This window comes from Kitasatospora gansuensis, assembly GCF_014203705.1.
Classification (GTDB): Bacteria; Actinomycetota; Actinomycetes; order Streptomycetales; family Streptomycetaceae; genus Kitasatospora; species Kitasatospora gansuensis.
Map to the genome: position 1 here is coordinate 1,344,395 of NZ_JACHJR010000001.1, position 24,816 is coordinate 1,369,210.

Sequence of the window (24,816 nt, forward strand, 5' to 3'; positions counted from 1 at the left end):
TCAGGGCACCGGCCGGCGTCACTCGAAGGCGGCGGCCGCCTCCCGCAGGGCCGTCGCCACCGTCTCCGGGTCGTACGGGGCGGGCTCGCCCGGCAGGTAGGTCACCGCGCGCAGGCCGCCCGTGTAGCGGAAGCTGCGGTGCCGCTCGTACACCGGCCAGGAGACCGGGGACTTGCGGTCCACGCCGACGCTGATGCCCTGGAACGGTGCCATGCCGATGAGCTGGTGCACCGGGCCGAGCCGCCCGGTCACCGCGCCGTCGACCAGCAGCTCGAACTCCCACTTCAGGTCGGCCACCGCCGTGGCGCGCAGGCCGACCGCCCGGGCGCCCGGTGCCAGTGGGCCGCCGTCCGCCTCGAACAGTTCGCCGTACTGGTTGTAGGCGAACCGGAGCCGTCCGTCCTCGACGTAGAGGCTGTAGCCGCCGCCCTGGTCGCCGTGCGAGACCAGCACACCCTGGTCCGCCGCGCCGTGTTCGGTGAGGTCCACCAGGATGTCGAAGGACCGGAACGAGATCAGCCGGGACGAGCGGTAGCGCTCCAGCTCGGGCGTCCCGGCGAGCAGGGTGAGCGGCTCGCGCAGCCGGGCGTCCTCGGGGTGGCGCAGGGCGAGCGCGCCGGACCGGTCGGCCAGCGGGAAGACCCCGTTCCGCCAGGCGGCGTCCTCCCAGGCCTCGGCCAACTCCTTGACCACCTCCGGGTATTCGGCCGCGACGTCGTCGATCTCGGTCGGGTCGGTGCGCAGGTCGTACAGCGCCCACTCGCCGTCGTCGTACGGGGTGCCGGGGCGGTGCAGGGTGACCAGCTTCCAGCCGTTGCGGTAGTAGCTGCGGTTGCCGGTCATCTCGCAGTACTGCTCGGCGTGCGTGGACTCGGCCTCGGGCCCGCGCAGCACCGGGGCGAAGCTGATGCCGTCCAGTTCCTGGACCGGCTGCCGGGCGCGCTCCACCGGCCTTTCCAGGCCCGCCAGTTCGAGCAGGGTGGGCAGGATGTCGGTGACGTACTGGTACTGCCCACGCACCCCCGGGTCGCCCTCGGCGCGCGGCAGTCCGGCCGGCCAGGAGAGCACGAACGGGACCCGCACGCCGCCCGCGTGGGTCTGGCCCTTGTAGAGCCGGAACGGGGTGTTGGAGGCCATGCCCCAGCCGCGCGGGTAGTGCACCAGGCTCTGCGGGCCGCCGATCAGGTCGATCTCGCGCTCGACGTCCGGGTTCCAGTCGGCGGGGAGCGCCGGGTGGTGGACGAAGCGGCTGAAGTAGCTGCGGGTGCCCTCCGCACCGCCCTCGCCGGTGCCGCCGTTGTCGGAGGTGAACAGGATGATGGTGTTGTCGAGCTCGCCGAGCGCGTCCAGGGTGTCGGTGAGCCGCCCGAGGTTCTGGTCGACGTTGTCGACCATCGCCGCGTAGACCTCCATGTAGCGGGCGTACAACTTCCGCTCCGGCTCGGAGAGTTCGCCCCAAGGGCGGACGTCGTACCCGGCCTCGCCGTTCCGCTCGGGCAGCCGGGTGCCGGGCGGGAAGTGCCCGGCGGCGAGCTGCCGGGCGAAGCGTTCGGCGCGCAGCTCGTCCCAGCCCCGGTCGTAGCGGCCCTTGTGCCGGGCCAGGTCGGCGGGCTTGGCCTGGAGCGGGCCGTGCACGGCGTTGTGGGCCAGGTAGAGGAAGAACGGCTTCTCCGCGTCGTGCGCGCGCAGCGACTTGACCATGGCGATCGCCTGGTCGGTGATGTCGTCGGTGTAGTAGTAGCCGTCGGGCAGCTCGTCGATGTCCAACGGGCTGTTGTCCCGGACCAGTTGGTGCGGGTGGAACAGGCTGGTCAGGCCCTCCAGCACGCCGTAGTACTGGTCGAAGCCCTTCTGCAGCGGCCAGTTGGCCCGGCTGTCGGCGGCGTTCGAGGTGGAGTCCCGGGTCAGGTGCCACTTGCCGACGGCGTAGGTGGCGTAGCCGCTGTCGTGCAGCAGCTCGGCCAGGGTCGGGATGTCCCCGGCCACCTCCATGCCGTAGCCGGGGAAGCCGGGATCGGCGTTGGCCACGAAGGAGTAGCCCACCCGGTGCGGATTGAGGCCGGTGAGCAGCGCGGCCCGGGCCGGCGAGCAGAGCGGCATGGTGTGGTAGTTGGAGAGCCGAACGCCGTTGTCGGCCAGCCGGTCCAGGGTGGGGGTGGGGATCTCCGAGCCGAACGGGCCGATGTCGCTGTAGCCCATGTCGTCGATCAGCACCACCACGATGTTGGGCGCGCCGGTCCTGGCCCGGTTCCGGGTGGGCCAGGCGGGCGTCGAGTCGCCGAAGGTGCGGCCGACGGTGCCGGGGAAGCCGGCGTAGGGGTCACGGCGGGTGGTCATACGGGGCTCCGGTGGTTCAGTTGCGGTACGGCGGCGAGCAGTTCGGCCGTGTAGGGGTCCTGCGGGTCGGTGACGACCCGGTCGGCGGCGCCGGTCTCGACCAGGCGGCCCCGGTGCATGACGGCGATCCGGTGGCTGACCTGCCGCACCACGGCCAGGTCGTGGGCGATGAACAGGATCGCCAGACCGAGTTCGCGCTGCAGGCCGGAGAGCAGCTCGAGCACCTGGGCCTGAACCGAGACGTCCAGCGCGGAGACCGGTTCGTCGCAGATCAGCACGCTCGGCCTGGGCGCCAACGCCCTGGCGATGCCGATCCGTTGGCGCTGGCCGCCGGAGAAGGCGCGTGGGTGCCGGGCGGCGGCGTCCGGTTCCAGGCCGACCTGGGTGAGCAGTTCGGCCACCCGCTCGGCCCGCTCGGCGGCGTCGCCGAGGCGGTGCGCGATGAGCGGTTCGGCCAGGATCCGACCGACCGTCATCCGGGGGTTGAGCGAGGAGTACGGGTCCTGGAAGACCAGCTGGATCTCCCGGCGGGCAGCCCGGGATCGGGTCAACTGCTCGCCCCGGTACCGGATCTCGCCCGCCGAGGGGGCGTGTGCCTGGACCAGCGCCCGGGCCAGCGTGGACTTCCCCGAGCCGGATTCGCCGACCAGCCCGAGCGTCTCGCCGGGGTGCAGCACCAGGTCGACCCCGGCCAGTGCGGTGACCGGGCGGCGGCGCGGGCCGTAGCTCTTGGCCAGGCCGGTGACGGTGAGCAGCGGCTCCGGGCCCGGGGTGGAGTTGGCGGCCGCCGTGGAGGGTGCGTCCAGCCGGGGGACGGCGGCCAACAGGCGCTTGGTGTAGGGATGTTCGGGCCGGTCGAGGACGTCCTCGGTGCGGCCGTGCTCGACCACCTTGCCCTGGTGCATCACCAGCACCCGGCGGCAGGTCCGGGCGATCACGCCGAGGTCGTGGCTGATCAGCACCAGGGCGGTGCCGCGCTCGCGGTTGATCCGCTCCAGCAGCCGGAGGATCTGCCGCTGGACGGTCGGGTCGAGCGCGGTGGTGGGCTCGTCGGCGACCAGCACCTCCGGGTCCCCGGCCAGTGCCAGGGCGATCATGACGCGCTGGCGCTGGCCGCCGGAGAACTGGTGCGGGTGGTCGCGTAGCCGCCGCGCGGCGTCGGGGATGCCCACCAGGTCGAGCAACTCGACCGCGCGGGCGGCCCGTTCGGCCTTCGGGGCCGCGCCGTGCGCGCGCAGCGCCTCGTCCAGCTGGCGCCCGATGGTGAGCACCGGGTTGAGCGAGGACATCGGGTCCTGGAAGATCATCGCGATCCGCCGCCCGCGCACTGCCCGGAGCTCGGGCTCGGCCAGCGCGGCCAGGTCCCGGCCGGCCAGCTCGACCGAACCGCCGGAGATCCGGCCGCCTGCGGGCAGCATCCGCAGCAGCGCGAGCGCGGTGGTGGACTTGCCGGAGCCGGACTCGCCGACGATCCCCAGCGTCTCCCCCGCGGCCAACTCGAAGCCGACCCCGGAGACCGCCTCGACCCCGTCGAACTCGACCTTCAGATCACGGACTCGCAGGACGGCAGCTGACGACTCGGCACCTGACGGCTCGACACTCTGCAGCACGGCACTCATCGGCGGATCCCTTCGTTCAGCGCCTCGGCGATCACGGCGCAGCCGCCGCCGGAGGCGGGCGAGGTGGTCGGCGGAGCCCCCGCGTAGCGGCCGCTGCCGCGCCGGACGGCGGTGCTCATCGGCGGATCCCTTCGTTCAGCGCCTCGGCGATCAGCGTCAGGCCGAGCACCAGGGCGGTCACCACCAGCAACGGGGCGGCGGCGTAGCCGGGATGGGTGGAGAGGTAGGCCATCGACTGGCTGAGGATGCCGCCGAGCGAGGGCTCCGGCGGCCGGACGCCGACCCCGAGGAAGCTCATCGCCCCCTCGATGAAGACGGCCAGCGAGAAGGCGATCGCGCCCTGCACGATCAGCGGGTCGACCGCGTTCGGGAGCACGTGCCGGAGCAGCACCCGGGCCCGGGAGGCGCCGCCGACCCGGGCGGCGAGGGCGTACTCGCGCTCGCGCTGGACCAGGATGCCGGCCCGCAGCTGCCGCCCGAAGCCGGGGATCTCGGCCAGCGCGATGACGATCACCACCGGCCAGCGGCCGGGGCCGAGCACCGCCGTGACGGCGAGCGCGAGGATCAGCCCGGGGAAGGCCAGCAGCAGGTCGAAGACCCGTTGGACGGCCACGTCGGCCCCGCGCGAGGTGGCGGCCAGCAGGGCCAGCGCGCAGCCCAGCACCGCGCCGACCGGCACCGCGGTGATGCTGATCAGCAGGTCGGTGCGGATGCCGTGCAGGACCCGGCTGAACAGGTCCCGGCCGAGGTCGTCGGTGCCGAACGGGTGGGCACCGCTCGGCCCGGCCAGCGCCAGCCCGCTCTGGGCCAGCGGGTCGGCGTCGGTGAGCAGCGGGGCGAGCAGCCCGGCCAGCACCACCGCGCCCACCAGCAGGACCCCGGTGGTGCCCCGGAGGGTGTGCAGACCGGCCGGGAGGAGACGGCGTCGGCGCGGGCCGACAGCGAGGGTGGTCATGGTCACTCCCACCTGATCCGGGGGTCCAGCCAGGTGTACACCAGGTCGGTGACCAGCTGGACCGCGACGTAGACGGCGACGAGCAGCAGCAACAGGTCCTGCACCACCGGGTAGTCCCGGCGCAGCACGCCCTGCTCGGCCAGCTGGCCGAGGCCCGGCCAGGCGAAGATGGCCTCCACCAGCACGGCCCCGCCGAGGAGTTGGCCGACCTGGAGGCCGAGCACGGTGACCGCGGGCGGCAGCGCGTTGGGCAGCGCGTGCCGCCGGACGATCCGGCCCCGGGAGATGCCGAGCGCGGTCGCGGTGCGGACGTAGTCCTCGGCCAGCGCGCGTTCCAGGCCGTCCTTGAGGTAGCGGCCGAGGATCGCGGCGCTGGGCAGGGCCAGGCAGAGGGCGGGCAGCAGCAGGTACTGCACGCCCAGGTCCGGCTGGTCGAGGATCGACTGGTGTCCGCCGGCGGGCAGCACGCCGAGGGTCACCGCGAAGACCAGCACCAGCACCACGCCGGTGACGAACGGCGGCACCGCGAGCACCGTGGTGGTCAGCGCCCGGACCGCGACGGCCACCGGGCCGCGCCGTACGGTGGCGCCGAGCACGCCGAGCGGCAGTCCCAGCAGGATCACCAACAGCAGGGCGCCGAGGGTGAGTTCGACGGTGGCGCCGAGGCTGTCGCCGATCAGCTCGGCCACCTCGCCACCGATCGCGTAGCTCGGCCCGAGCTGCCCGGCGGCCAGGTCGCCGAGCCAGCCGAGGTACTGGCCGAGCAGCGGCCGGTCCAGCCCGAGCCGGGCCCGGATCGCCGCGACCGCCTCGGGCCCGGCGTCCGGACCGGCCAGGCTGGTGGCCGGGTCGCCCGGGATCAGCCGGAGGATCAGGAAGATCAGGAAGGAGGCGGCCAGCAGCACCAGCAGCCCGGAGGGCAGCCGCCTGAACAGGAAGGTACGCATCCGTCAGGCCGTCAGGTAGGCGTCGTCGAGATTGAGGTAGTTGAACTTGTTGAGGGTCGCGCCGTGCACCTTGGACCCGGCCACCTCGATCTGGCCGCCGATCGCGAGGTCGATCACGAACTCCTCGTCCAGCAGGGTGTCGGTGACCTGCTGGTAGAGCGCCCTGGCCTCGGCGCTGTCGCTGTCCGGGCGCTTCCAGGCGCGCTGGACGATGTCGGTGTAGGCCGGCGAGGAGAAGTGCGAGCTGTTCTTCGCCTCGTTGAACGGGTAGGCGCTGACCGCCAGGGTGGCCGGGTGCAGCTGGGCGAAGCCGTGGCTGAGCGTCCAGAGCGCGGGCATGGTCTGCGAGATCAGCTGCTTCTGCATGGTCGGCGAGTCGGTCGGCTGCAGCTCGGTCTCGATCCCGACCTGCTTCAGGTCGTGCTGGAGGATCTGCGCGATCGCGGTGCCGTCCGGGGTGTTGGAGTGCGCGAACGGCAGGGTGATGCCGGAGACCCCGGCCTCCTTGAGCAACTCCCGTGCCTTGGCCGGGTCGTGGCGGTAGCGGGTGGCGTTGGCGTCGGTGTACGCGGGCGAGGACTTCGGCCACGGCGCGGCGGACGGCAGACCGTACCCGCCGAGCGCCTGCTGCACCAGCCGCTCCCGGTCGACCGCCCAGGAGATCGCCTGCCGGACCCGCTTGTCCTGGACGTGCTCGGCGGTGACGTTGACGCCGATGTAGTAGGCGCCGGAGCCGGTGTCGTACGGGCGGAGCTGGAACTGCCCGCTGCCCTTCAGCCCGGCCAGGTCCTTGCCGGGCACGTGGTAGGAGAGGTGGCTCTGACCGGTCTTCAGCGAGGAGACCAGCGAGTCGGCCTGCGGGATGACCCGGATCTCCACGCCGTCCAGGTAGGGGCGGCCCGGGTTCCAGTACTTCTCGTTGCGGGCGAAGGTGATCGAGGAGCCCGGGGTGCGCTTGCCGTAGCGGAACGGTCCGGTGCCGATCAGCTGCTTGCCCGCGACGGCGTCCTCGACGGTGGCCGAGTCGGTGATGATCATGAACTCGAAGAGGTCGAACAGGTTGCTGACCGGGTGCGCCAGCTGCAGCGTCAGCTCGTGGTCACCGTTCTTCCGGAACTCCGTGACGGTGGCCGCGGTGGACCTCAACTGGGCTGATCTGACCGGGTTCTGGAGGTTCTTCACGGCGAAGATCACGTCGTCTGCGGTGAACTTCCGGCCGTCGTGGAACAGCACGTCGTCCCGGAGCTTGAAGGTGATGCTGAGACCGTCGGCGGCGAGCTGCCAGGAGGTGGCCAGCTCCGGCTGCGGGCGGAGCTGGTCGTCGTACCTGGTCAGGGTATTGAAGACCAGGCGCTGCACCAGCGTGTTGGCGCTCTGCGCGAACAGCAGGCTCGGGGTGAAGTCGATGGTGGTGGCCAGGCTGAGCGTGCCGCCCCGGCGCGGGCTCGCCGAGGCAGCAGCTCCGTCGCCGCTCTCGGCCGCCGAACGGCAGGCGGCCAGACCGAACAGGCCGGCCGCGGCGACGGAGCCGCGCAGGAGGGAGCGGCGGGAGAGCGAGGTCATGGTGCTTCCTTCGGAGGGGAGTTGCCCGGTTTGTTTCGGGGCGAAAGTAATGAGCGCAGTGAAACCGCCCGGCCGTGAGCCGGTGAGAGCGGAGAGCGGACGACGGAGCGTCAGGAGGAGCGACGGCGGCAGCGACAGGAGGAGGCTGCGGCACAACACATGGCGGTCATCGCCCCTCCTTCGAATCGTCAGCTGCGGGTGGGTCCGGGGCCCATCGTGGTGAACCCGGCCCGCCCTGTCAAACACCATCTCGCCTGCCGGGAACGGGCGTTGCGGAAGTGTTGCGCCGTGTTGCGGCGGATGGCGATCCACTGCTCAGGGGTTGCCCACCCGCCCGACCGGCACTAACTTTCACCGTGAAATTAACCGCGCCGCCCGATCGGAGCGCCACCCGATGACGCCCTCGTCCACCCGCGCGGTGCCCGCGGAGGCCGCCCACCGCAACGCCGCGACCGTGCTGCGGACCGTCCTCGCGCACGGCCCGCTCCCCCGGCTCCGGATCGCCGAACTCACCGGCATCTCGGCCGGCACCGTCTCCCGCCTGACCGCCCGGCTCGCCGCCGCCGGGCAGCTGGTCGAACTGCCCGCCGTACCGGGCCCCACCGAGACCGGCCGCCCCCGGGTCCCGCTCGACCTGCCGCTCACCGGCACCGCCGTGGCCGGGGTGCACATCGGCCTGCTGCGCACCACCCTCGGCCTGGTCGACCTGCGCGGCGGGGTGCTGGCGCAGCTGGTAATCCCGCGCGGCTCGACCGATCCCGGCCTGGTCGTCACCGAACTCGCCGATACCCTGGGCGACTTGACGACAAGTCACCCCACCCGCCGACTGCTCGGCGTCGGCGTCAGCACCGGCGGCTGGGTGGACACCGAGGCGGGCACCGTGGTCGAGCACGGCCCGCTCGGCTGGCGGGACGTACCGCTGTACGCGGAGCTGACCGCCCGGCTCGACCACCCGGTCCGGCTCGACGGCCTGGTCCGCGCCCTCGCCCTGGCCGAGGGCTGGTACGGGGCCGGGCAACGGGCCGACAGCCTGCTCGAGTTGTTCGTCGGCAACGTGGTCGGCGCCGCCTTCACGGTGGCCCGGCAGATCCACCACGGTCCGCGCTCGGCCGCCGGCGGCATCGCCCACCTGCGGCTGCCCGGGGTCACCGGCGCGCCCTGCGAGTGCGGCCACGACGACTGCCTGCAGGCCGCGCTGGCGGACCACTCGATCCTCCGACTCGCCGTGGCGGCGGGACTGGTGGGCCCCGACGAGCCGTACGAGGAGCTGGTCCGGCGAGCCCAGGACGGCGCCACGGAGGCGGCCGGTCTGCTGCGTACCCGGGCCCGCTGGATCGGGCGGGCGGCGGCCACCCTGCTGGACCTGGTCAACCCCGAGCTGGTGGTGCTGGCGGGCGGGCCGCTGCTCACCCCCGAGTACCTGCCCGACACCCGGGCCGAGCTGGTCCGGCACAGCGCCCTCGGCCCGGCCGCCGCCGCCCGGCTGGTCCCGTCCGGGCTGGGCGGGCACTCCCTGGTGCTCTCGTCCGCCGCCGTCTTCCTGGACGCCTGGTTCTCGGACCCGCTCGCCCACGCCGGGGCCGGTGGTGACCGATGATCACGGTCGAGTTGGCGAGCACCCGGGTCTCCCGGCGGACCCGGTGGGACGTGGTGCGGCTGCGGGATCGCGATGGGGCCATCGGCCTCGGCGAGTACTCCGACGCCGGGGACGGGGCGGCCCGGATCTGGCCGGGCGTGGCGGCGCGACTGGCGGACGGGATGGAACTCGACGCCGTACTGGCCGAGTTGGAGCACGAGATGGTGGACCGCTTCACCGCGCTGACCGTCCGGGGCGGCCTCGAACAGGCCGCCACCGACCTGGCCGCGCGCCGGGCCGGGCAGCCGCTCTGGCGATGGCTGGGCGGCCCGGCGGCCCGGCCGGTGCACCGGTACGCCAACCTCAACCGGGCGCTGCGGCACCGGACGCCCGAGGAGTTCGGCGAGGTCGCGGCGGCCGCCTGGGCCGCCGGGTACACCGCGCTCAAGTGCGCGCCGTTCGACGGTCTGCCGCCCTGGGAGCGGCTGCGCGGCGGCCTGGACCGGGCCCGGGCGGTCCGACTGGCGGCTCCCCGGGCGGAGTTGATGGTGGACGTGCACGGTCTGCTGACGGTGCACCAGGTGCTCGCCGCCACCGACGAGCTGACCGCCCTCGGGCTGCGCTGGCTGGAGGACGCCGTGGCGCTGGACGACCAGGCCGGGCTGGCGGCCGTGCACGCGGCGGGGATCGCCCCGCTGGCGGGCGGGGAGTTCGCCACCGAGCCCGGGCAGGTACGGCCCGCCCTGCGCGGCGGCCGGCTCGCCTGGCTGCTCCCGGACGTCAAGCACGCCGGGGGCCTGGCCGCCGCCCGCCGCCTCGCCGAGGAGGCCCTCGCGGCGGGCGCCGGGGTGTCGCTGCACAGCCCCTCGGGGCCGGTCGCCACCGCCGCCGGGCTGCACCTGGCCGCGGCTCTCGGCCCGTCGGTGGAGACCGAGTTCGCCTTCGGCGAGGCCGACTGGCGCCCGTCCTCGGTGCGCCCCGCCGAGAGCCCGGACGGCCCGTGGATCACGCCCCCCGACGGGCCCGGTCTCGGCCTGGACCTCGACCCCGCTCGCTGGACCGTCACCTCACCGTTCCTCAGCCACGCCTGACCACCCTTCAGGAGCACCCATGCCCGCCCTCTCCCTCGCCGACCGGGTCGCGATCGTCACCGGCGCCGCCCAGGGCATCGGCGCCGCCATCGCCGCCGAGCTGACCGCCCGGGGCGCCCAGGTGGTCGCGGTCGACCTGGCGCCCGTCGAGCCGGCGGCCGGGATCACCCCGGTACGCGGCGACGTCGCCGACCCGGCCACCGTACGGGCCGCGCTGGCCGCCGCCGAAGGGCTCGGCGGGCCGGCCACCGTCCTGGTCCAGGCGGCGTTCGCCGGAACGCCCGCCCCGCTGGACGAACTGTCGGACGCGGCCTGGGACTCCATGCTCGGCACCGTCCTGACCGCCGCCCGCCGCTTCGACACCGCCTTCGTCCGCGCCCTGCCGCCCGGCACGCCCGCCTCGATCGTGCACCTCGCCTCGCCGCATGCCGCCGGCGCGGTCCCCGGCTTCGCCGCGTACGCCGCCGCCAAGGCGGGACTGCTCGCGCTGACCCGGGCGGCGGCGGTCGAGTGGGGGCCGCGCGGGGTCCGGTGCAACGCCGTGGCGCCCGGCTTCGTGCCGGTCGAACGCAACCGCCGGGTCTGGACCGACCCGGAGCTGAGCGCGGCACTGCTGCGGGCCGCGCCGCTCGGCCGGTTCGGCACCGCCGCCGAAGTCGCTCGCGCGGTGGCCTTCCTGGCGGGTGACGAGGCGTCGTTCGTCAACGGCGCCTGCCTCGCCGTGGACGGCGGTATGACCGCGATGCTTCCCGAAGCGCTGCTGCGCTGAGGGTTCTTCCCACCGAAGGAGAGAGATCCATGTCCGGTACCCAGGAGGGCGAGTGTCCGTGCCCCGCACCCTGCGGCTGCTCACCGTCGCACTCGCCGCCGCGCTCCCGATCGCCCTGGCCACCCCGGTGGCCGCAGCACCCGTCACCGCCTATGTCGACTGCTCGGCCCCGACCAACGGCAGCGGCACCCAGGCCGCCCCGTACAACACCCTCGCCGCCGTCAACTCCCTTGCCCTGGAGCCCGGTAGCGCGATCCGCCTGAAGCGCGGCAGCACCTGCCTGGGCACCCTGGCCCCGGTCGGCTCCGGCAGCGCCGCCGCGCCGATCACCATCGACGCCTACGGCACCGGCGCGCTCCCGGCGGTGAACGCCAACGGCGCCGCCCAGGCCGTGCTGCTCGCCGACCAGGCGTACGTCGAACTCCGCAACCTCGACCTCAGCGCCCCGGGCGACAACACCACCAGCCGGCGCGGCGTGTACGTCCGGGCCACCGACGCCGGCACCCTGCCGGGCATCGTGCTCCAGGGGCTGGACATCCACGACGTGCGTGGCAAACTGCCCGCCGTCACTGGGGCGGGCGCCGGCACCGGCAAGTACGCCGACGCCTCCGGCGGCATCGTGATCGAGGCCCAGGGGGCCGGCACGCCAACCGCCTTCGCCGGGCTGCGAGTTCTGGACAACCGGATCCACGCCGTCGACCGGCAGGGCATCTACACCTGGTCCAACTGGTGCCGCAACACCCGCCTGGCCGCCTTCTGGAACAGCCTCTGCTCCGCCGCCTGGGCCCCCTCCACCGACCTGGTGATCCGGGGCAACCGGCTGTGGGACATCGGCGGGGACGGCATCGCCCCGATGACGGGTCAGCACACCCTGGTCGAGCGGAACGTGCTCCAGGGCTTCAACGTCCGCTCCGGTTCGCCCAACGCCGGTATGTGGACGGCGAATTCGGTCGGCGTCACGTTCCAGTACAACGACACCTCGGGCGGCCGCACCACCAGTGACGGCATGGCCTACGACGTGGACCACTCCACCGACGGCGTGCTGTTCCAGTACAACTACTCGCACGACAACGAGGGCGGCTTCTTCCTGCTCTGCCCGTACAACACCCCGACCAGCAACTTCACCATCCGGTACAACGTCTCGGTGAACGACAGGGCGCGCGGCTTCCAGATCTGCCCGGGCGCGCTGAAGAACGGTCAGATCCACAACAACACCATCTACCTGGCCGACGGCATCAGCCAGCAGATCGTCACCGAGGGGACCACGGCCGCACTGGACGTCCGGTTCAGCAACAACATCGTGGCCAAGCACGGCAGTTCGGGCACCGTCGGCTGGACGCTCAGCGACCCGGCCTTCAAGATCGACCGCAACGTGTTCTACGCCGTCCCGACCCCGGCGGGCGCGACCAACACCGTCACCGGTGCCCCGCTGCTCTCCGGCCGGGAGCTGGCCGACCCGTGGGGCTACCGCCTCGCGGCCGGGTCCTCCGCGCTCGGCACCGGCACGGCGGTCACCGGCAACGGCGGGCTCGACTGGTTCGGCAACGCCGTCCCGGCCACCGGAGCCGTCAACATCGGTGCCTACCAAGGTCCGGCGGTCACCGCCCCGAGCCTGGCCGACACCTTCAACACCGCCCCGGCCGGTGCCGCACCCGCCGCCTGGACCGTCACCGGACCGGCCGCCGGGGCGGTGGTCGGCGCCGATCCGTCCGGCGGCTACGGCTCGGCCCTGCTGCTGACCCGGCAGAGCTCGACCGAGGTCACCGCCGTCCGCTCCTTCGCCGCCGCCACCGGGGAGACCCGGGTGGACCTCCGGCTGCGCGCCGGGCAGACCACCGCACCGCTCGGCGTGCACCTGCTGGACGCGGCCGGGGCGCCGGTGGCGCAGTTCAGCCTCGCCGCCGACGGCAACGCCGCCTATACGGACAACGGCAGTTGGGCCGACGCACCGTTCGCCTACCCGCCGGGCAGCTGGCTCCGGGTCGCCCTGCTCCTGCACCCGGCCACCGGGACGTACGACGTCCTGGTGGACGACGTGCAGCTGGCCACCGCGCGGCTCACCTCCGGTGCGGGCGCGGCGAGTCAGCTCCGGCTCCGGGTCCAACCCGGCACCCCGGCGGCCGGCTTCGCCGTCGACGACCCACTGGTCCAGCCGCTCGGCTGACCGCCCCTGAGCCCTCCCGGCGCGGGAGGGCTCAGGGCACCAAGTGCTGGGACAGGAACTCCAGCGCGGGCGGCAGCAGCCTGCTCCAGGTCTGGAAGTTGTGGCCGCCGGTGGGCACCGAGGCGGTGGCGACCGTCATCGGCGGGCGGACGGCCGCCTCGAAGGCGTCGGTGTCGCGCTGGTAGTCGCCGTCCCCCTCCCGGCTCCCCGCCAGCATCACCGCGACCGGCGGCCCGGGGAGCGACCTCAGCCGCCACATCAGGTCGGCCTCGTTCCGGCGCTGCTCGCTGCCCTTGAACAGGTCGCCGGTGGAGACGTCCTCGGCAGCCCGGTAGTAGCCCGAGACGGAGACCCCCGCCGGGAAGACCTCGGGGTGACGCATGGTCAGCTTGAGCGCGCAGTACCCGCCGGTCGAGTTGCCGATCATGCCCCAGGCCTTCGGCCCGGTGGAGATCCGGTAGGAGGCGGCGAGCACCCGGGGGACGTCCTTGGCGAAGTACGTCTCCGACCGCACGCCGCCCGGGATGTCCTCGCACTCGCTGTCGGCGGGCAGCGCCGGGGACGGCCGCATCAGCACCAGGACGGTCGGCTGCATCCGCCCACTGGCGATCAACCCCAGGGCCGCGCCGGGGTAGTTGAGCCGGGTGATCAGGTTCTTGGCGTCCCCGGGGAAGCCGGTCAGCACGATCAGCGCGGGGAACTTCCGGTCGGCGTACTCGGCCTGGAAGTACTGCGGCGGCAGGTAGACGTAGCCGTCGGTGCTCAGCCCGGTGGACGGGCCGGGGATCCGGATCTCCTGGATCTCACCGACCCGGCTCGGCTCGCGGCCCCGGCCGCCGCTGTCCACCTCGGCCCGGCCGAGCCGCTGCACCGGCTGCACCGGCTGCACCGGCGGCTCCGCGACCGAAGCGGCCGCCGAAGCCGACGCCGGCGCCGACCCACCGGGACTCGGCACGCCCTGCTGCCCGGCCACGCTCACCGGGCCGCTCTCCCCCGTCCCCAGCAGGTCGTCCCAACTGCTGTAGAAGGCGAAGTAGTTGTTGGCCAGCAGGCCGAGCAAGCAGAGCACCGAGAGCTGGGTGGCGAGCAGCGCGCCGATCCGGCCGAGCACCGCCCGCCAGGTCGGCGCGGCGAACCGGGGCCAGAACCAGACCGTGCCGACCGCGAGCAGCAGCGCCGTGACCACCGCCAGGAGCAGCAGCGCGTGGCTTGTCAGCCCCATGTCCGATGACTCCCGTGGGTTCGGCGCGGCCGGGGTACCAGTATGCCGCCGGGTCATGGTCCGGCCCCGGTCACCACGCGGTGACCGGGGCCGGACGGGTGGTCGGTAGCGGGTGGTCAGTAGCGCAGCACCGCCGCGATCCGGTCGTGGTCGGTCAGCGTCCCGTCGGGCAGGAAGACCACTTCGGCGCCCTGGTCCAGCGCGGCTTCGACCAGCTCGTCGACGATGTCCTCGCGCACTCCGCGCTCCCAGCTGCCCGGCTCGGCCACCGCCTCGGCACCCACCGCCGCGAGGTGACCCTCGGTCAGCCGGACGGTCTGCTGGTAGTGCTCCTCGACCGCGACCAGGCTCACCCTGCTCTCCCGGGCCGCCTCCCAGACCTCGTCCAGACCGGCCGCGAAGGTCTTCCGGCCGCGCGCCTCGTCCAGCAGCCCGGCCACCCGGTCGGCCTCCTGCTCGGCGTACGCGGCGCGGGCCGGGCGCAGCTCCTCGCGCAGCAGCCGGTCGGGCCCGTTCACCAGCCCGCCGCTGAGCACCCGGCCGGCTGCGCCCTTGGTGGCCGAGCCGACCTCCTCCAGCAGGCCGACCGCCTGCGGCAGGCCGACCAGGTAGAGCGGCCGGGGGTCGGCGCCGAGCAGGTCCCCGAGGGCGGTGTCGACCGTACGCAGGAAGCGCTTGGTCTCCTCGTCCCGGAAGGTGCTGGGCTGGTCGCCGACCCGTTCCTCGCGCTGGACGTCCCACTCCAGCGCCTCGGGTTCGGCCGGGAAGCCGTCGGTCACGTGCTCGGTGAGCGACTCGCCCACCCCGCTCCAGAGCGTGGCGCGGTCGCCCGCGACCACCAGCACCCAGTACGGCCGGAACTGCGCCTTGGCCGCGACCAGGTTGCGGGTCAGGAAGGTGTCGCTGAGCACGACCCGCTCCGGCACCTCGCGGGGCAGCGTCCAGATCTGGTGCTCGGCGGTGGTCGCGAACAGCACCAGCCCCTCCTCCGCGTGCCGCAGGTCGACCTCCGCCGCGGCCTTCGCCAGCCGGGCCTTGAGGTCGATCCTGGCCTGCCGCGCGATGTCCGGGTCGGCGTCGATCCGGTGCTCGGCCTCGGCCAGCACGTTGCGCAGCCGGACCGGGTCCTGCGCGTTGTCGGGCTCCCGACGGTGGGTCGGCAGGGTGAGCGACAGTGCCGGGTAGGCACGCGGTGCCCGCAGTTCGCGCAGGGCCTCGGCTGTCAGGTCGTCGGCTTCCATCGTCCTCTTCTCCTAGGGCTGCGGGCACTGCGGGCAGGGGTCCAGGCGTGCCCGGACCGAGGCACCGTCAGGCAATGGCACGTGTGCCCACCGTCGCACGAGAACCGCCGCCCGGCGTGGACAAACCGGGGTGTTTCGGTCACCTGTCGACGGCCGCCGTGCCGATCGCGGGACGGCTCAGTACCGCTGCGCCTTGACCACCACCGGCGTCAGCTGGTCGGACGCGGGCCGCCGGCTGAACGAGACCGGGCTGGCCGGCTGCCCGGCGCCGACGTTCTCCGCGCCGACCACGGTGCTCACCACGGCCTGCCCCGCGGCGTCCCGCCAGTCCACCTGGACGGCGTACGAGGCGGGCGCCCGGGTGCTGTTGACGATGTTCACCACAGCCGCCTGGAGGCCACCGGAGGTGGCCAGCGGCACCCCGGTCAGCGTCACGTCGGAGACCGCGTTGCCGCTGCCCTCGACCCCCTTGAGCGCGGCCACCGCCCGCTCCTGGTGCTGCGCCGCGTAGGCCGAGACCGAGGCTTCGAAGGAGGCGGCAGCCGCCGAGCCGGAGGCGGCCGCCGCCGAGATCGAGGCCGCCGCGGAGGCGAAGGCGGACGGCGGCGAGCCGGAGAACGAGGACGGGTTGGGCGCCACCGAGAGGCTGGTGCCGGCGGACGGCGAGCTCGAGGACGAGTCGCTGCCGCACGCCGCCAGCAGCCCGGCCGCCGCGCCCGCCGCGACCAGCGCGGCGATCCCGCGCCGCCCCCGGCCCGATCCGTATCCGTCTGCTGCCCTGGTCACGACTGCCTCCTGGTTACCGGTGATCACCCCTCATGCTTCGGGGGGTCGGCGACCACGGCGACCAGGGTGTGCCATCCGAGTGACGGTCAAGTACGGGCGTGTCGACCGGAGTTCACTCAGGAACCGGCCCGCAGCCGGGCGTCCAGCCGGGCGCTGTCCGCGTCCGTCCAGCCGGGTGGCGGCGCGATCCTGGCCCAGGCGTACACCGGCAGGGTGCCGAACCGGTGGCCGTAGCCGGCCGGGACGTCGTTGGACACCGCCAGGTCGCAGGTGACCTGCCAGAAGGTGACCAGCGGGTACCAGCGCATGGTCGGTGACACGTCGGCGGCCCTGGGCTGCTCCAGCCACTGCGGGCGGCGCCAGATCAGCGAGGGCTCCCACCAGGTGACCGGGTCGCTGCCGTTCTGCAGGTAGACGACGCGCGGCCGGTCCCACGGTCCGCCGGGCAGGTCGAGGTCGGCCGGGGTCTGGGCGAACCGCACCGTCCGGCCGTCCTGGTAGAGCGGCCGCCAGACCGGACTGCCCCGGTCCCGGCCGTCGGTGACGTCGCGTCGGATCGGGTTGTCCGGGGTCGGCCCGACCAGCAGCGCGCCGTCCGTACGGCTCGCCAGCCCGGCGATCCCGTCCGGGTAGGCCCGTTCGGTGGCGTACGAGCCCAGGCTCTCGCCCGCCACCAGCAGCTTGGGCCGGTGGTCGGCCGGCAGGGTGGACCAGTGGGCGTGCACGGCGTCGATCAGTGCCGCGCCCGCGTCCGAGGCCTCACCCTCCGTCAGGAAGGAGATCCAGCTCGGCAGATAGGAGTACTGCATCGCCACCAGGGCACTGTCGCCGCCGTACAGGTACTCCGGCGGGGTGGCGATCTGCTCGTTCACCCAGCCGCTGCCGGTGGTGCTGACGATCACCAGCACCTGGCGGGTGAAGCCGCCGGTGCGGTCCAGCTCGGCGACGGCCAGCGCGGCGCGGTGCGCCAGGGTGTCGGCGGAGCGCAGGCCCACGTAGACCCGGACCGGGTCCTTGGCGGGCTGCCCGGAGAAGGCGGTGATCTGACCCGCGGTGGTGGCCTGGCCGATGAAGTCCCGGCCCTTGGCGCCGAGGCTGTCCCAGTCCTCCAGCGAGGCCGGGCTGCCCGACAGGGTGGCCAGCGTGGGCCGGACGATCCCGGGCGAGGTGGACCGGTCGGTCAGGCTCGCCGCGCTCTCCGCGACGTTGAGCAGGCCGCGCAGCAGGAAGCCCTGTACCAGCCCGACCACCAGCACCGCGGCCACCAGCACCGCGCCGGTGGCCGCGGCCCAGGGCGGGATCACCCGGCCGAACTGACGGGCGATCATCCGGGTGCCCAGCCGGACCAGCCGGGCGATCAGCACCAGCAGCGCGGCCAGCAGCAGGGCCACCGGCAGCACCAGCGCCCACTGCCACCAGCTGACCCGCGGGTCCAGGCCGACCGCGCGCCGCAGGTCGCCCTGCCAGCGCACGCTCCAGGCGGTCACGAAGACGACCGCCGCCGCGCCCACCGCGGTCAGCACGAGCCAGGCCCAACGGCGCACCCGGCCCCGGACCCTGACGCCGCAACGCCACAGCAGCCACTGCAGGAAGGCGCCGATCCCGTAGCCGAACACGGCCGTGATCGCCCCGGCCGCGGCCTGCAGCCACCAGGCCCGCGGGATCAGCGAGGGCGTGAAGGACAGGCAGTAGCAGATCACCGCGCCGGTCAGCGCCCCCCAGGAGGGCACCCGGCGGACCACCCGCACGGGGCGGGACTGCCGGGCTTCCGGTTCTTCGGCCACCTCGGGAGCGTATCAACCATTTGTCAGATATGTCTGAATCCACTGAGCCGACGGAGCGTCAACTGCCCAATGTCGCCTGCGCCCCACCGAGCCGGTTGCCCACCCACCGCAGGGCGGCGCCGATCCCCACGAACGCCAGCGTGACCAGCGTGCACGCCACCGCGACCCGGCCGTAGCCGCCGGGGTGCCGGGGGTCGAGGAAGGGGTACGGGTACCAGTCCGTCACCGCGCCCCGGATCAGCGTGTACGACAGGTAGAGCAGTGGGAACAGCAGCCAGCGCAGGGCGCGCTGACGGCTGATCGGGCGACGGGGCGGGTCGATCAGCCAGTCGCCCAGCAGCACCAGCGGCATCAGCCGGTGCAGCACGCCGTTGACCCAGGGCAGCAGCGGACCGAGGTCGTAGTCGGACAGCGCGACCAGGTAGACCAGCCCGGTGACGGCCAGGTAGAGCGCCACCGCGCCCCGCACCAGGTCGGGCACCCGGCCCCGGCCGAGCAGCCCGAGCGTGCCGGCGGTCAGCAGCACCACCACCCCGGCCATGTTGCTCAGGTTGGTGAAGTAACTGAAGAAGTTGACCATCGACAGGTCGAGGGTCGCGCTCCGGTGCGCCTGGATCCCGAGCGCGACGGCGGCCAGCAGACCGAAGCCGAGTCGCAGCACGTTGAGCACCCGGTCCTGCACCGGCCACCGCCTTCACCTCGTCCGACCGTTGCGATCATCATGACGGCGAAGGGGTGGACCGGCTCTGTTCCCACCCGGCGTGTCGGGTCAGGCGTGCGTGCCGCCGTCGATCCGGATCTCGGTGCCGGTGACGAACGCCCCGTCGTCCGAGGCGAGCATCGCGACCACGCCCGCCACCGCCTCAGGACCGGCGAAGCCGTACCCGTTGCCGGACCGCAGGGCCGGGCTGAGCTTGGCGAACAGCGACATGTCGGCGTCGGCCGGGATGCCGGGGCCGCGGTTCTGGCCGCTGCTGCCGGAGGCGTCGGTCATGCCGCTGCTGATCGAGCCGGGCGCGACCGAGACCGCGCGCAGGCCCTGCTGGGCGTACTCGACCGCCAGGCTGTGCGTGAAGGACTGCACGCCGCCCTTGCTGGCCGCGTACGCCGCCATGTACGGGTGGGCGAAACTCGCCGAGGTGGAGCTGAAGTTGACCACCACGCCGCGCCCGGAGGCGAGCAGCTCGGGCAGCGCCTCACGGGTCATCAGGAACGTCCCCGTCAGGTTGACCCGCAGGATGGTGTTCCACAGGTCCAGGCTGGTGCGGTCGGTGTGCTCCGAGCGCAGGATGCCGGCCGCGTTGACCAGGGCGTCGAGGCCGCCCAGCGTGCCGACCGCCTGGGCCACCCCGGCCAGCACCGAGGCCTCGTCGCCGATGTCGACGGTCAGCGTGGTGAGCCGCCCGTCGGTGCCGTCGGCGGCGGCCAGCTCGCGGGTGGCGGCCAGGCCGGTCTCGGCCACGTCGGCGCCGACCACCAGGCCGCCCTCGGCCAGGATGCGGCGGACGGTGGCCTGGCCGATGCCGGAGCCCGCGCCGGTGATCAGTACGCGGCGGCCCTCGAAGCGGTTCATGGTGCTCTCCTGCTGGACGATCCGGTGATTCGCCCTTCACGTTACGCCTTGGTGGCACGTTGTGCCACCAACGCACTCCGTGCCCTCCCGGCACTAGACTCGTCCCGTGTCAGACCAACGCCCCTCCCTCACCGAGCGCCGCAAGGCCACCACCCAGCAGGAGATCGCGCTCGCCGCCGCCCGGCTGTTCGCCGAGCACGGCGCGGCCGGCTGCACCGCCGAGGCGATCGCCCGCTCGGCCGGGGTCTCGCTGCGCACCTTCTACCGGTACTTCCGCACCAAGGAGGACGCGGTCGCGCCGCTGTTCTCCGGCGGGGTCAGGCACTGGGTCACCGAGCTGGCCCTCAGCCCGCCCGAACTCTCCGTCCCCGAGGCGCTGGAGCACTCCGCCCGGATCGCCCTCACCCCCTCCGCCGAGTACCCGGCCACCACCTTCGAGTGGGTCCGCGGCCTGCTCCGGATCACCCCCACCGAGCCCGACCTGCTCGCGGTCTGGCACCGGGTGCACCACGAGTCCGAGCTCGCCCTCGCCCCCGTGCTCGGCACCCTGGCCGGACCCGGCGCCGACCCGCTGGAGCTGCGGCTCGCCGCGGCGGCCGCCAACACCGCGATGCGGGTCGCGCTCGAGACCTGGGCCGGGACCGAGCAGCCGCCGGACCGGATCGCCGAGCTCGGCGCCCGGTGCATCCGGGAACTGACGGCGGGACTGCGCCTCTGGGCCTGACGCTCCCTCAGGCGCTGGGCGTGAAGAGCGGGACCACCGCCACGGGGCAGTGCGCGTGGTGCAGCACCGCGTGCACGGCGGTGCCCAGCCGCAGGCCGAAGTGCGGGGCGGGCTCGTGCCGGGCGATCACCAGCAGGGCCGCCTCCTTGGAGGCCTCGACCAGGGTGGCGGCGGTCGGGCCGCTGTAGTCCTCGGCCTCGATCGCCACCTCCGGGAACTCCTCCCGGACCGGGTCGACGGTGCGGCTCAGCAGCTGCGCGTGCAGCTTGGCCTCCTCCCCCAACTCGTCCAGCATCGGGGCGGCATGGGTGACGTCCGCGACCACCGGCGACCAGGTGTGCAGGGCCCGCAGCGGCAGCCCGGCCAGCTCGGCCTGCCGCGCCCCGAACCTCAGCGCGACGGCGTCCCGCTCCTCCCGGATCGCCACCAGGACGTGCTTGCCCTGCTCCGGGGCGACCCGGACCACCACCACCGGGCAGATCGCGTGCGCGCAGACCCGCAGGCTGACCGAGCCGAGCAGCAGCGAGGCGAAACCACCGTGGCCCCGGGTGCCGACCACGGCCAGTTCGGCGTGCTCCGCGGCGGTCAGCACGGCGGCGGCGGCGTCCCGCGGCACCACGTCACCGGTCGGGCGCAGGGTCGGGTGGGCGGCGCCGACCAGGGCGAGCGCCTCGTCCAGGACGGCCTGCGCGTTCTTCAGGATCAGGTCGGTCACGGCGGCGCCGGAGCGGGGCGAGAGGGTGATCGTCCCGGTGTTCACGGCGTACACCAGGTGCAGACCGCAGCCGCGCCGTTCGGCCTCCTGAGCGGCCCAGTCGGCCGCCAGCGTGGCGTGGGCGGAACCGTCCACGCCGACCACCACACCTGCGGGGGATCGGATGTCCATGATCGTCTCCGAAGCGTCGATGCCTCTCTCCAGCATGCGCCTCGGGACAGCCGAAAGGGGCCCCGGCGTGGGGCCCCTTCAGGTGCGGATCAGGCCTTGGACTGCTCCCATTCCGTGCGGTAGTCCTGGAAGATCTCCCGCAGGTGGTGGCCGATCTTCAGGTAGTCCAGGTCGTCCAGGTTGGCCAGCGAGACCCGGACCGACCACTCGGGGCCGTCGAAACCGCCGCCGTTCAGCAGCACCACCCCGGTCTGCTCGGCCAGCCGGAACAGCGGCTCGGTCGGCTCGTAGGTCTTCTGCAGGTACTCGGCGAACTCCGGGCCCACCGTCCGCTCGGCCTCCGCCAGCAGGTCCAACTCGATGTAGTACCCGGCCCGTTGCGGATCGTCGGAGATCTTCATCTCGGAGCCCTCGAGCAGCAGCGCCAGCCGCTGGTGCACGATCTCCTGCACCTTGGCCTTGTACGCCTTGCCCTCCGGCAGCAGCGCGAACAGCGAGAACAGCGTCATCTGCACCTGCTGCGGCAGGCTCAGCCCGGCGGTGTGGTTGAGCGCCACCTGCCGGGAGTCGGCCACCAGCCGGTCGATGAAGCGGATCTTCTCCGGCTCCAGGGTGAGGGTGCCGTACCGCTTGTTCAGCCGGGTCTTCTCCTCGGCCGGGAGCTTCGCGATCATCTCGTCGATCACGTTGTCCTTGTGCAGGCCGATCACGCCCAGACGGTGGCCGGTGGCGCCGTAGTGCTTGGAGTACGAGTACACCAGCAGGCTGTTGCGCGGCAGGTCGGCGGCGATGGTGCGGAAGCCGTTCACGAAGGTGCCGTACACGTCGTCGGTGACCACGATCAGGTTCGGGTTCTTGGTCGCCACGATCTGCTTGATCTGGTCGGCGACCCGCTGGGAGAGCGCCAGCGACGGCGGGTTGGAGGGGTTGACCAGGCAGACCAGCTTGACCGCCGGGTCCTCCAGCTTGGCCACCTCCTCGGTCGGGTAGCGCCAGCCGCGCACCCCGGTCTCGGTGAAGGTGGACGCCTCGACGTTGACCACCTCGAAGTCGAAGGTGTCCAGCTCGGCGATCTCGATGTACGGGGTGAAGACCGGCACCATCAGCGCGATCTTGTCGCCCTTGTGCAGGATGCCGTTCTTCATCAGCGAGTCGAAGATGTAGCACATCGCGGCCGTGCCGCCCTCGGTGGCGAACAGGTCGAGCTGGTCGGCCGGCGGCTTGCCGTCCATCAGCTCCTCCTGCAGGTAGCCCCGCACCAGCTGCTCGGCATGCGTCAACATCCGGTCCGGGACCGGGTAGTTGTCACCGATGGTGGAGTCGGCCAGCTCGTGGATCCAGGCGTCCCGGTCGAAGCCGAACCGGTCCACGGCCAGGTTGATCGAGGCGGTCAGCAGCTCGATACCGGGCAGCTCGGGGTGCGCGCGGGTGAACTTCTCGTAGCGCTCGGCGATGCCCTGCTGCTCCGGCATGCCGCCCAGGTTGTCGGCGGTCCACACCCGACGGCTCTCGGAGAGCGAGAAGTGACCGAGCGCCAGGAACGCCTCGCGCGGGCCGGTGGCGATCCAGTTCGGGTTGCCACGCCCGGCGTTCAGCATGTGCGAGGTGGACTTGCCCTTCTGCCCGGGCTGGTCGGCCTGGTACGCCTCGGCCAACTCCATGAATCTGCCCTTGAGTTCGAACGGGCTCAGCTGGGCCAGTCGGCGGATCTCGTCACGGCTGATCGAAGGCTTGCTCATGCGGTTGTCTCTCCTAGGCCCTAGCCGAGCAGGGCGACGATGATGGCGCCCCAGATGGTCAGCAGGACGTTGCCTGCCGCGTACGGGATGGTGTAACCGAGCGTCGGGATCTGGCTCCTGGCCTCTTCGTTGATCGCGCCGATCGCGGCGGTGGTGGTCTGCGACCCGGCCACCACGCCCATCAGGATCGGCGTCCTGATCTTGAAGACGAAGTGCCCGACCAGCAGACCGACGATCAGCGGGATCACGGTGGCCACCGCACCCCACACCAGCAGGCCCCAACCCGCCTGGGAGAGACCGCTGCTGAAGCTCGGCCCGGCGTTGATGCCGACGATGCCGACGAAGGCGCACAGCCCGAAGGTGTCCATGAACCACTGCGCGCCGGGCGGCACGTTGCCGTAGGTCGGGTACTTGCCGCGGATCCAGCCGAAGACCAGACCCATGATCAGCGCGCCGCCGGAGGTGGAGAGCGAGATCGGCACCCCGCCCGCGGTCAGCGACGGGATGCCGATGCAGCCGCCGAGGAAGATGCCCAGGCCGACCCAGATCATGTCGGTGGCGAAGCTGGTCGGCACCGACTTGCCGAGCGCCTGGGTGGCCGGGTCGACCAGCCGCTTGGGGCCGGTCAGCACCAGGGTGTCGCCGCGCTCCAGCTCGGTGGAGAGCCGGTACGGGAACTCCGCGCCGGAGCGGTAGACCTTGTCGATGAAGACGCCCACCATGAACGGCTCGCGGCGGATCTGCGCCACCGTCTTGCCCAGGTGCTCCTTGTGGGAGACCACCACGTGCAGGTTCTCGGTCTGGTAGCTGAGCAGCCCCGCGTCGTCCGACTCCGGGCCGATCTGCCGGACCGGGTCGAAGTCCACCAGGTCATGCCGCAGTGCGCTGACCGCGACCACGTCGCCCTGCTGGATCACGGTCTGCTGGGTGTGGTCCAGGATCTGGCCGGCCCGGCGGACCCGGGTCAGGTAGATCCGGCGGCCCTGCTCGCGCTGCTGTGACTCGATGTCGTCGATGGTCCGGCCGACCAGGCCGTTGCCCGCGACGGTGAAGGCGCGCAGCACCACCTCGTAGTAGCCCTCGGCCAGGTCCGGGTTGCCCTCCGGGGCGTCCAGCTCGATGGCCAGCGCCCTGGAATCCTCCGCCAGATTGCTCTTCAGCAGCCGGGGCGCGATGTTGGCCAGCAGCACCGCGCACAGGATGGTGCCGAGCGGGTAGGTGACGGCGTACGCGACCGGCACCAGGTTCTGCTGTTCGGTGATCTGATCCGGGCTCAGGCCCTGGATGTTGCCGATCGCGTCCTGCGCGACACCGATCACCGCGGACTGGGTCAGCGCGCCGCCCAGCAGGCCGGCGCCGAGGCCGGGGCCGTAGCCGAGCATCTCGGCGAACCCCCAGCAGACCAGCAGGCCGGTAACACAGACCACCACGGCGACGGTGACCTGCGGCAGACCGTCCTTCTTGAGACCCCGGAAGAACTGGGGACCGACCTTGTAGCCGAGTGCGAACAGGAACATGATGAAGAAGACCGACTTCACCGTGCCGTTGACGCTCACGTCGGTGACCCAGCCGGTGAACAGCCCGGCGACCAGACAGCCCGTCACCGCGCCGAGGCCGATGGCCTTGTAGCGGATCTTGCCGACCAGGAAGCCGATCGCGATGGTCAGGAAGATCAGTAGTTCCGGATAGGGCTTGAAGACATGATCGGTGATCCAATCCATGCCTGCGATTACATCGCATTTATAAGGTTATGTCCCTTTTGGACACTCCGCTGCCGTAGCTCGTCTTCGATCGTGAGGGTCCGTCAGTGCTCGTGCCGACAGCCCGGCCGCCCTGGGTG

General features: G+C 72.8%; 20 protein-coding genes. 5 read left to right on the forward strand and 15 right to left on the reverse strand.

Going from position 1 to position 24,816, the window contains the following annotated elements; translation table 11 throughout:
- Positions 1–18: 18 nt before the first annotated feature.
- The 6 genes from F4556_RS06150 to F4556_RS06170 are packed head-to-tail and all read right to left on the reverse strand — an operon-like array spanning position 19 to position 7,421.
- A complete protein-coding gene (locus F4556_RS06150) occupies positions 19–2,337 on the reverse strand; it encodes an arylsulfatase (protein ID WP_184912286.1) in 2,319 nt (772 codons plus the stop codon).
- Positions 2,334–3,956 carry an ABC transporter ATP-binding protein gene (locus F4556_RS06155; RefSeq protein ID WP_184912288.1) on the reverse strand — a complete coding sequence of 541 codons (1,623 nt, stop codon included), beginning with the start codon at positions 3,954–3,956 and terminating at the stop codon, positions 2,334–2,336. Before F4556_RS06155 ends, F4556_RS06150 begins: the two co-directional genes overlap by 4 nt.
- A complete protein-coding gene (locus F4556_RS38965) occupies positions 3,953–4,075 on the reverse strand; it encodes a hypothetical protein (RefSeq protein WP_281403633.1) in 123 nt (40 codons plus the stop codon). The genes F4556_RS06155 and F4556_RS38965 overlap by 4 nt, the downstream gene beginning before the upstream one ends.
- The gene (locus F4556_RS06160) at positions 4,072–4,911 is read right to left on the reverse strand and encodes an ABC transporter permease (RefSeq protein ID WP_184912290.1); all 840 of its coding nucleotides are present in this window, start codon (positions 4,909–4,911) and stop codon (positions 4,072–4,074) included. The genes F4556_RS38965 and F4556_RS06160 overlap by 4 nt, the downstream gene beginning before the upstream one ends.
- A gap of 2 nt (positions 4,912–4,913) precedes the next feature.
- Complete coding sequence (locus F4556_RS06165; protein ID WP_184912292.1) at positions 4,914–5,858, reverse strand: ABC transporter permease; 945 nt, start codon at positions 5,856–5,858, stop codon at positions 4,914–4,916.
- Between the two features lie 3 nt (positions 5,859–5,861).
- Positions 5,862–7,421 carry an ABC transporter substrate-binding protein gene (locus F4556_RS06170; protein ID WP_184912294.1) on the reverse strand — a complete coding sequence of 520 codons (1,560 nt, stop codon included), beginning with the start codon at positions 7,419–7,421 and terminating at the stop codon, positions 5,862–5,864.
- Positions 7,422–7,815: 394 nt separating this feature from the next.
- Here F4556_RS06170 and F4556_RS06175 point away from each other — a divergent pair, with 394 nt between their 5' ends.
- The 4 genes from F4556_RS06175 to F4556_RS39365 are packed head-to-tail and all read left to right on the forward strand — an operon-like array spanning position 7,816 to position 13,021.
- Positions 7,816–9,018, forward strand: coding sequence for an ROK family protein (locus F4556_RS06175; RefSeq protein WP_184912296.1), 1,203 nt, complete (start codon positions 7,816–7,818; stop codon positions 9,016–9,018).
- Positions 9,015–10,088, forward strand: a complete 1,074-nt coding sequence (locus F4556_RS06180; RefSeq protein ID WP_184912297.1) for an enolase C-terminal domain-like protein — start codon at positions 9,015–9,017, stop codon at positions 10,086–10,088. The genes F4556_RS06175 and F4556_RS06180 overlap by 4 nt, the downstream gene beginning before the upstream one ends.
- A 19-nt stretch (positions 10,089–10,107) precedes the next feature.
- Positions 10,108–10,857, forward strand: coding sequence for an SDR family NAD(P)-dependent oxidoreductase (locus F4556_RS06185; protein ID WP_184912299.1), 750 nt, complete (start codon positions 10,108–10,110; stop codon positions 10,855–10,857).
- 52 nt (positions 10,858–10,909) lie between these two features.
- Positions 10,910–13,021, forward strand: coding sequence for a right-handed parallel beta-helix repeat-containing protein (locus F4556_RS39365; protein ID WP_184912301.1), 2,112 nt, complete (start codon positions 10,910–10,912; stop codon positions 13,019–13,021).
- A gap of 31 nt (positions 13,022–13,052) precedes the next feature.
- Here the strand turns inward: F4556_RS39365 and F4556_RS06195 are convergent, their stop codons facing one another.
- The 6 genes from F4556_RS06195 to F4556_RS06220 all read right to left on the reverse strand — a co-directional run bounded on the left by F4556_RS06195 (position 13,053) and on the right by F4556_RS06220 (position 19,627).
- Positions 13,053–14,243, reverse strand: a complete 1,191-nt coding sequence (locus F4556_RS06195; RefSeq protein WP_184912303.1) for an alpha/beta hydrolase — start codon at positions 14,241–14,243, stop codon at positions 13,053–13,055.
- Positions 14,244–14,359: 116 nt separating this feature from the next.
- Positions 14,360–15,484, reverse strand: a complete 1,125-nt coding sequence (locus F4556_RS06200) for a baeRF3 domain-containing protein (RefSeq protein ID WP_184912306.1) — start codon at positions 15,482–15,484, stop codon at positions 14,360–14,362.
- A 177-nt stretch (positions 15,485–15,661) separates the two neighbouring features.
- A complete protein-coding gene (locus F4556_RS06205; RefSeq protein WP_184912307.1) occupies positions 15,662–16,270 on the reverse strand; it encodes a hypothetical protein in 609 nt (202 codons plus the stop codon).
- Positions 16,271–16,386: 116 nt separating this feature from the next.
- Positions 16,387–18,054 (reverse strand): alpha/beta hydrolase, encoded by a 1,668-nt coding sequence (locus tag F4556_RS06210; RefSeq protein WP_221503542.1) that lies wholly within the window; start codon positions 18,052–18,054, stop codon positions 16,387–16,389.
- A gap of 58 nt (positions 18,055–18,112) precedes the next feature.
- Positions 18,113–18,736: a Pr6Pr family membrane protein gene (locus tag F4556_RS06215; protein WP_221503543.1), complete on the reverse strand. Its 624-nt coding sequence runs from the start codon at positions 18,734–18,736 to the stop codon at positions 18,113–18,115.
- A gap of 87 nt (positions 18,737–18,823) precedes the next feature.
- Positions 18,824–19,627, reverse strand: coding sequence for an SDR family NAD(P)-dependent oxidoreductase (locus F4556_RS06220; RefSeq protein ID WP_184912309.1), 804 nt, complete (start codon positions 19,625–19,627; stop codon positions 18,824–18,826).
- Positions 19,628–19,733: 106 nt separating this feature from the next.
- Between F4556_RS06220 and F4556_RS06225 the strand changes: the two genes are divergently transcribed.
- On the forward strand, positions 19,734–20,351 hold the full coding sequence (locus F4556_RS06225; protein WP_184912311.1) for a TetR family transcriptional regulator: 618 nt from the start codon (positions 19,734–19,736) through the stop codon (positions 20,349–20,351).
- 7 nt (positions 20,352–20,358) lie between these two features.
- Here F4556_RS06225 and F4556_RS06230 read toward each other — a convergent pair whose 3' ends face one another.
- From F4556_RS06230 to aspT, 3 genes are all read right to left on the reverse strand, one after another.
- Positions 20,359–21,237 carry a universal stress protein gene (locus tag F4556_RS06230; protein WP_184912313.1) on the reverse strand — a complete coding sequence of 293 codons (879 nt, stop codon included), beginning with the start codon at positions 21,235–21,237 and terminating at the stop codon, positions 20,359–20,361.
- Between the two features lie 89 nt (positions 21,238–21,326).
- The gene (locus tag F4556_RS06235; RefSeq protein WP_184912315.1) at positions 21,327–22,976 is read right to left on the reverse strand and encodes a bifunctional aspartate transaminase/aspartate 4-decarboxylase; all 1,650 of its coding nucleotides are present in this window, start codon (positions 22,974–22,976) and stop codon (positions 21,327–21,329) included.
- Between the two features lie 20 nt (positions 22,977–22,996).
- Complete coding sequence (gene aspT / locus F4556_RS06240; RefSeq protein WP_184912317.1) at positions 22,997–24,697, reverse strand: aspartate-alanine antiporter; 1,701 nt, start codon at positions 24,695–24,697, stop codon at positions 22,997–22,999.
- Positions 24,698–24,816: the final 119 nt, after the last annotated feature.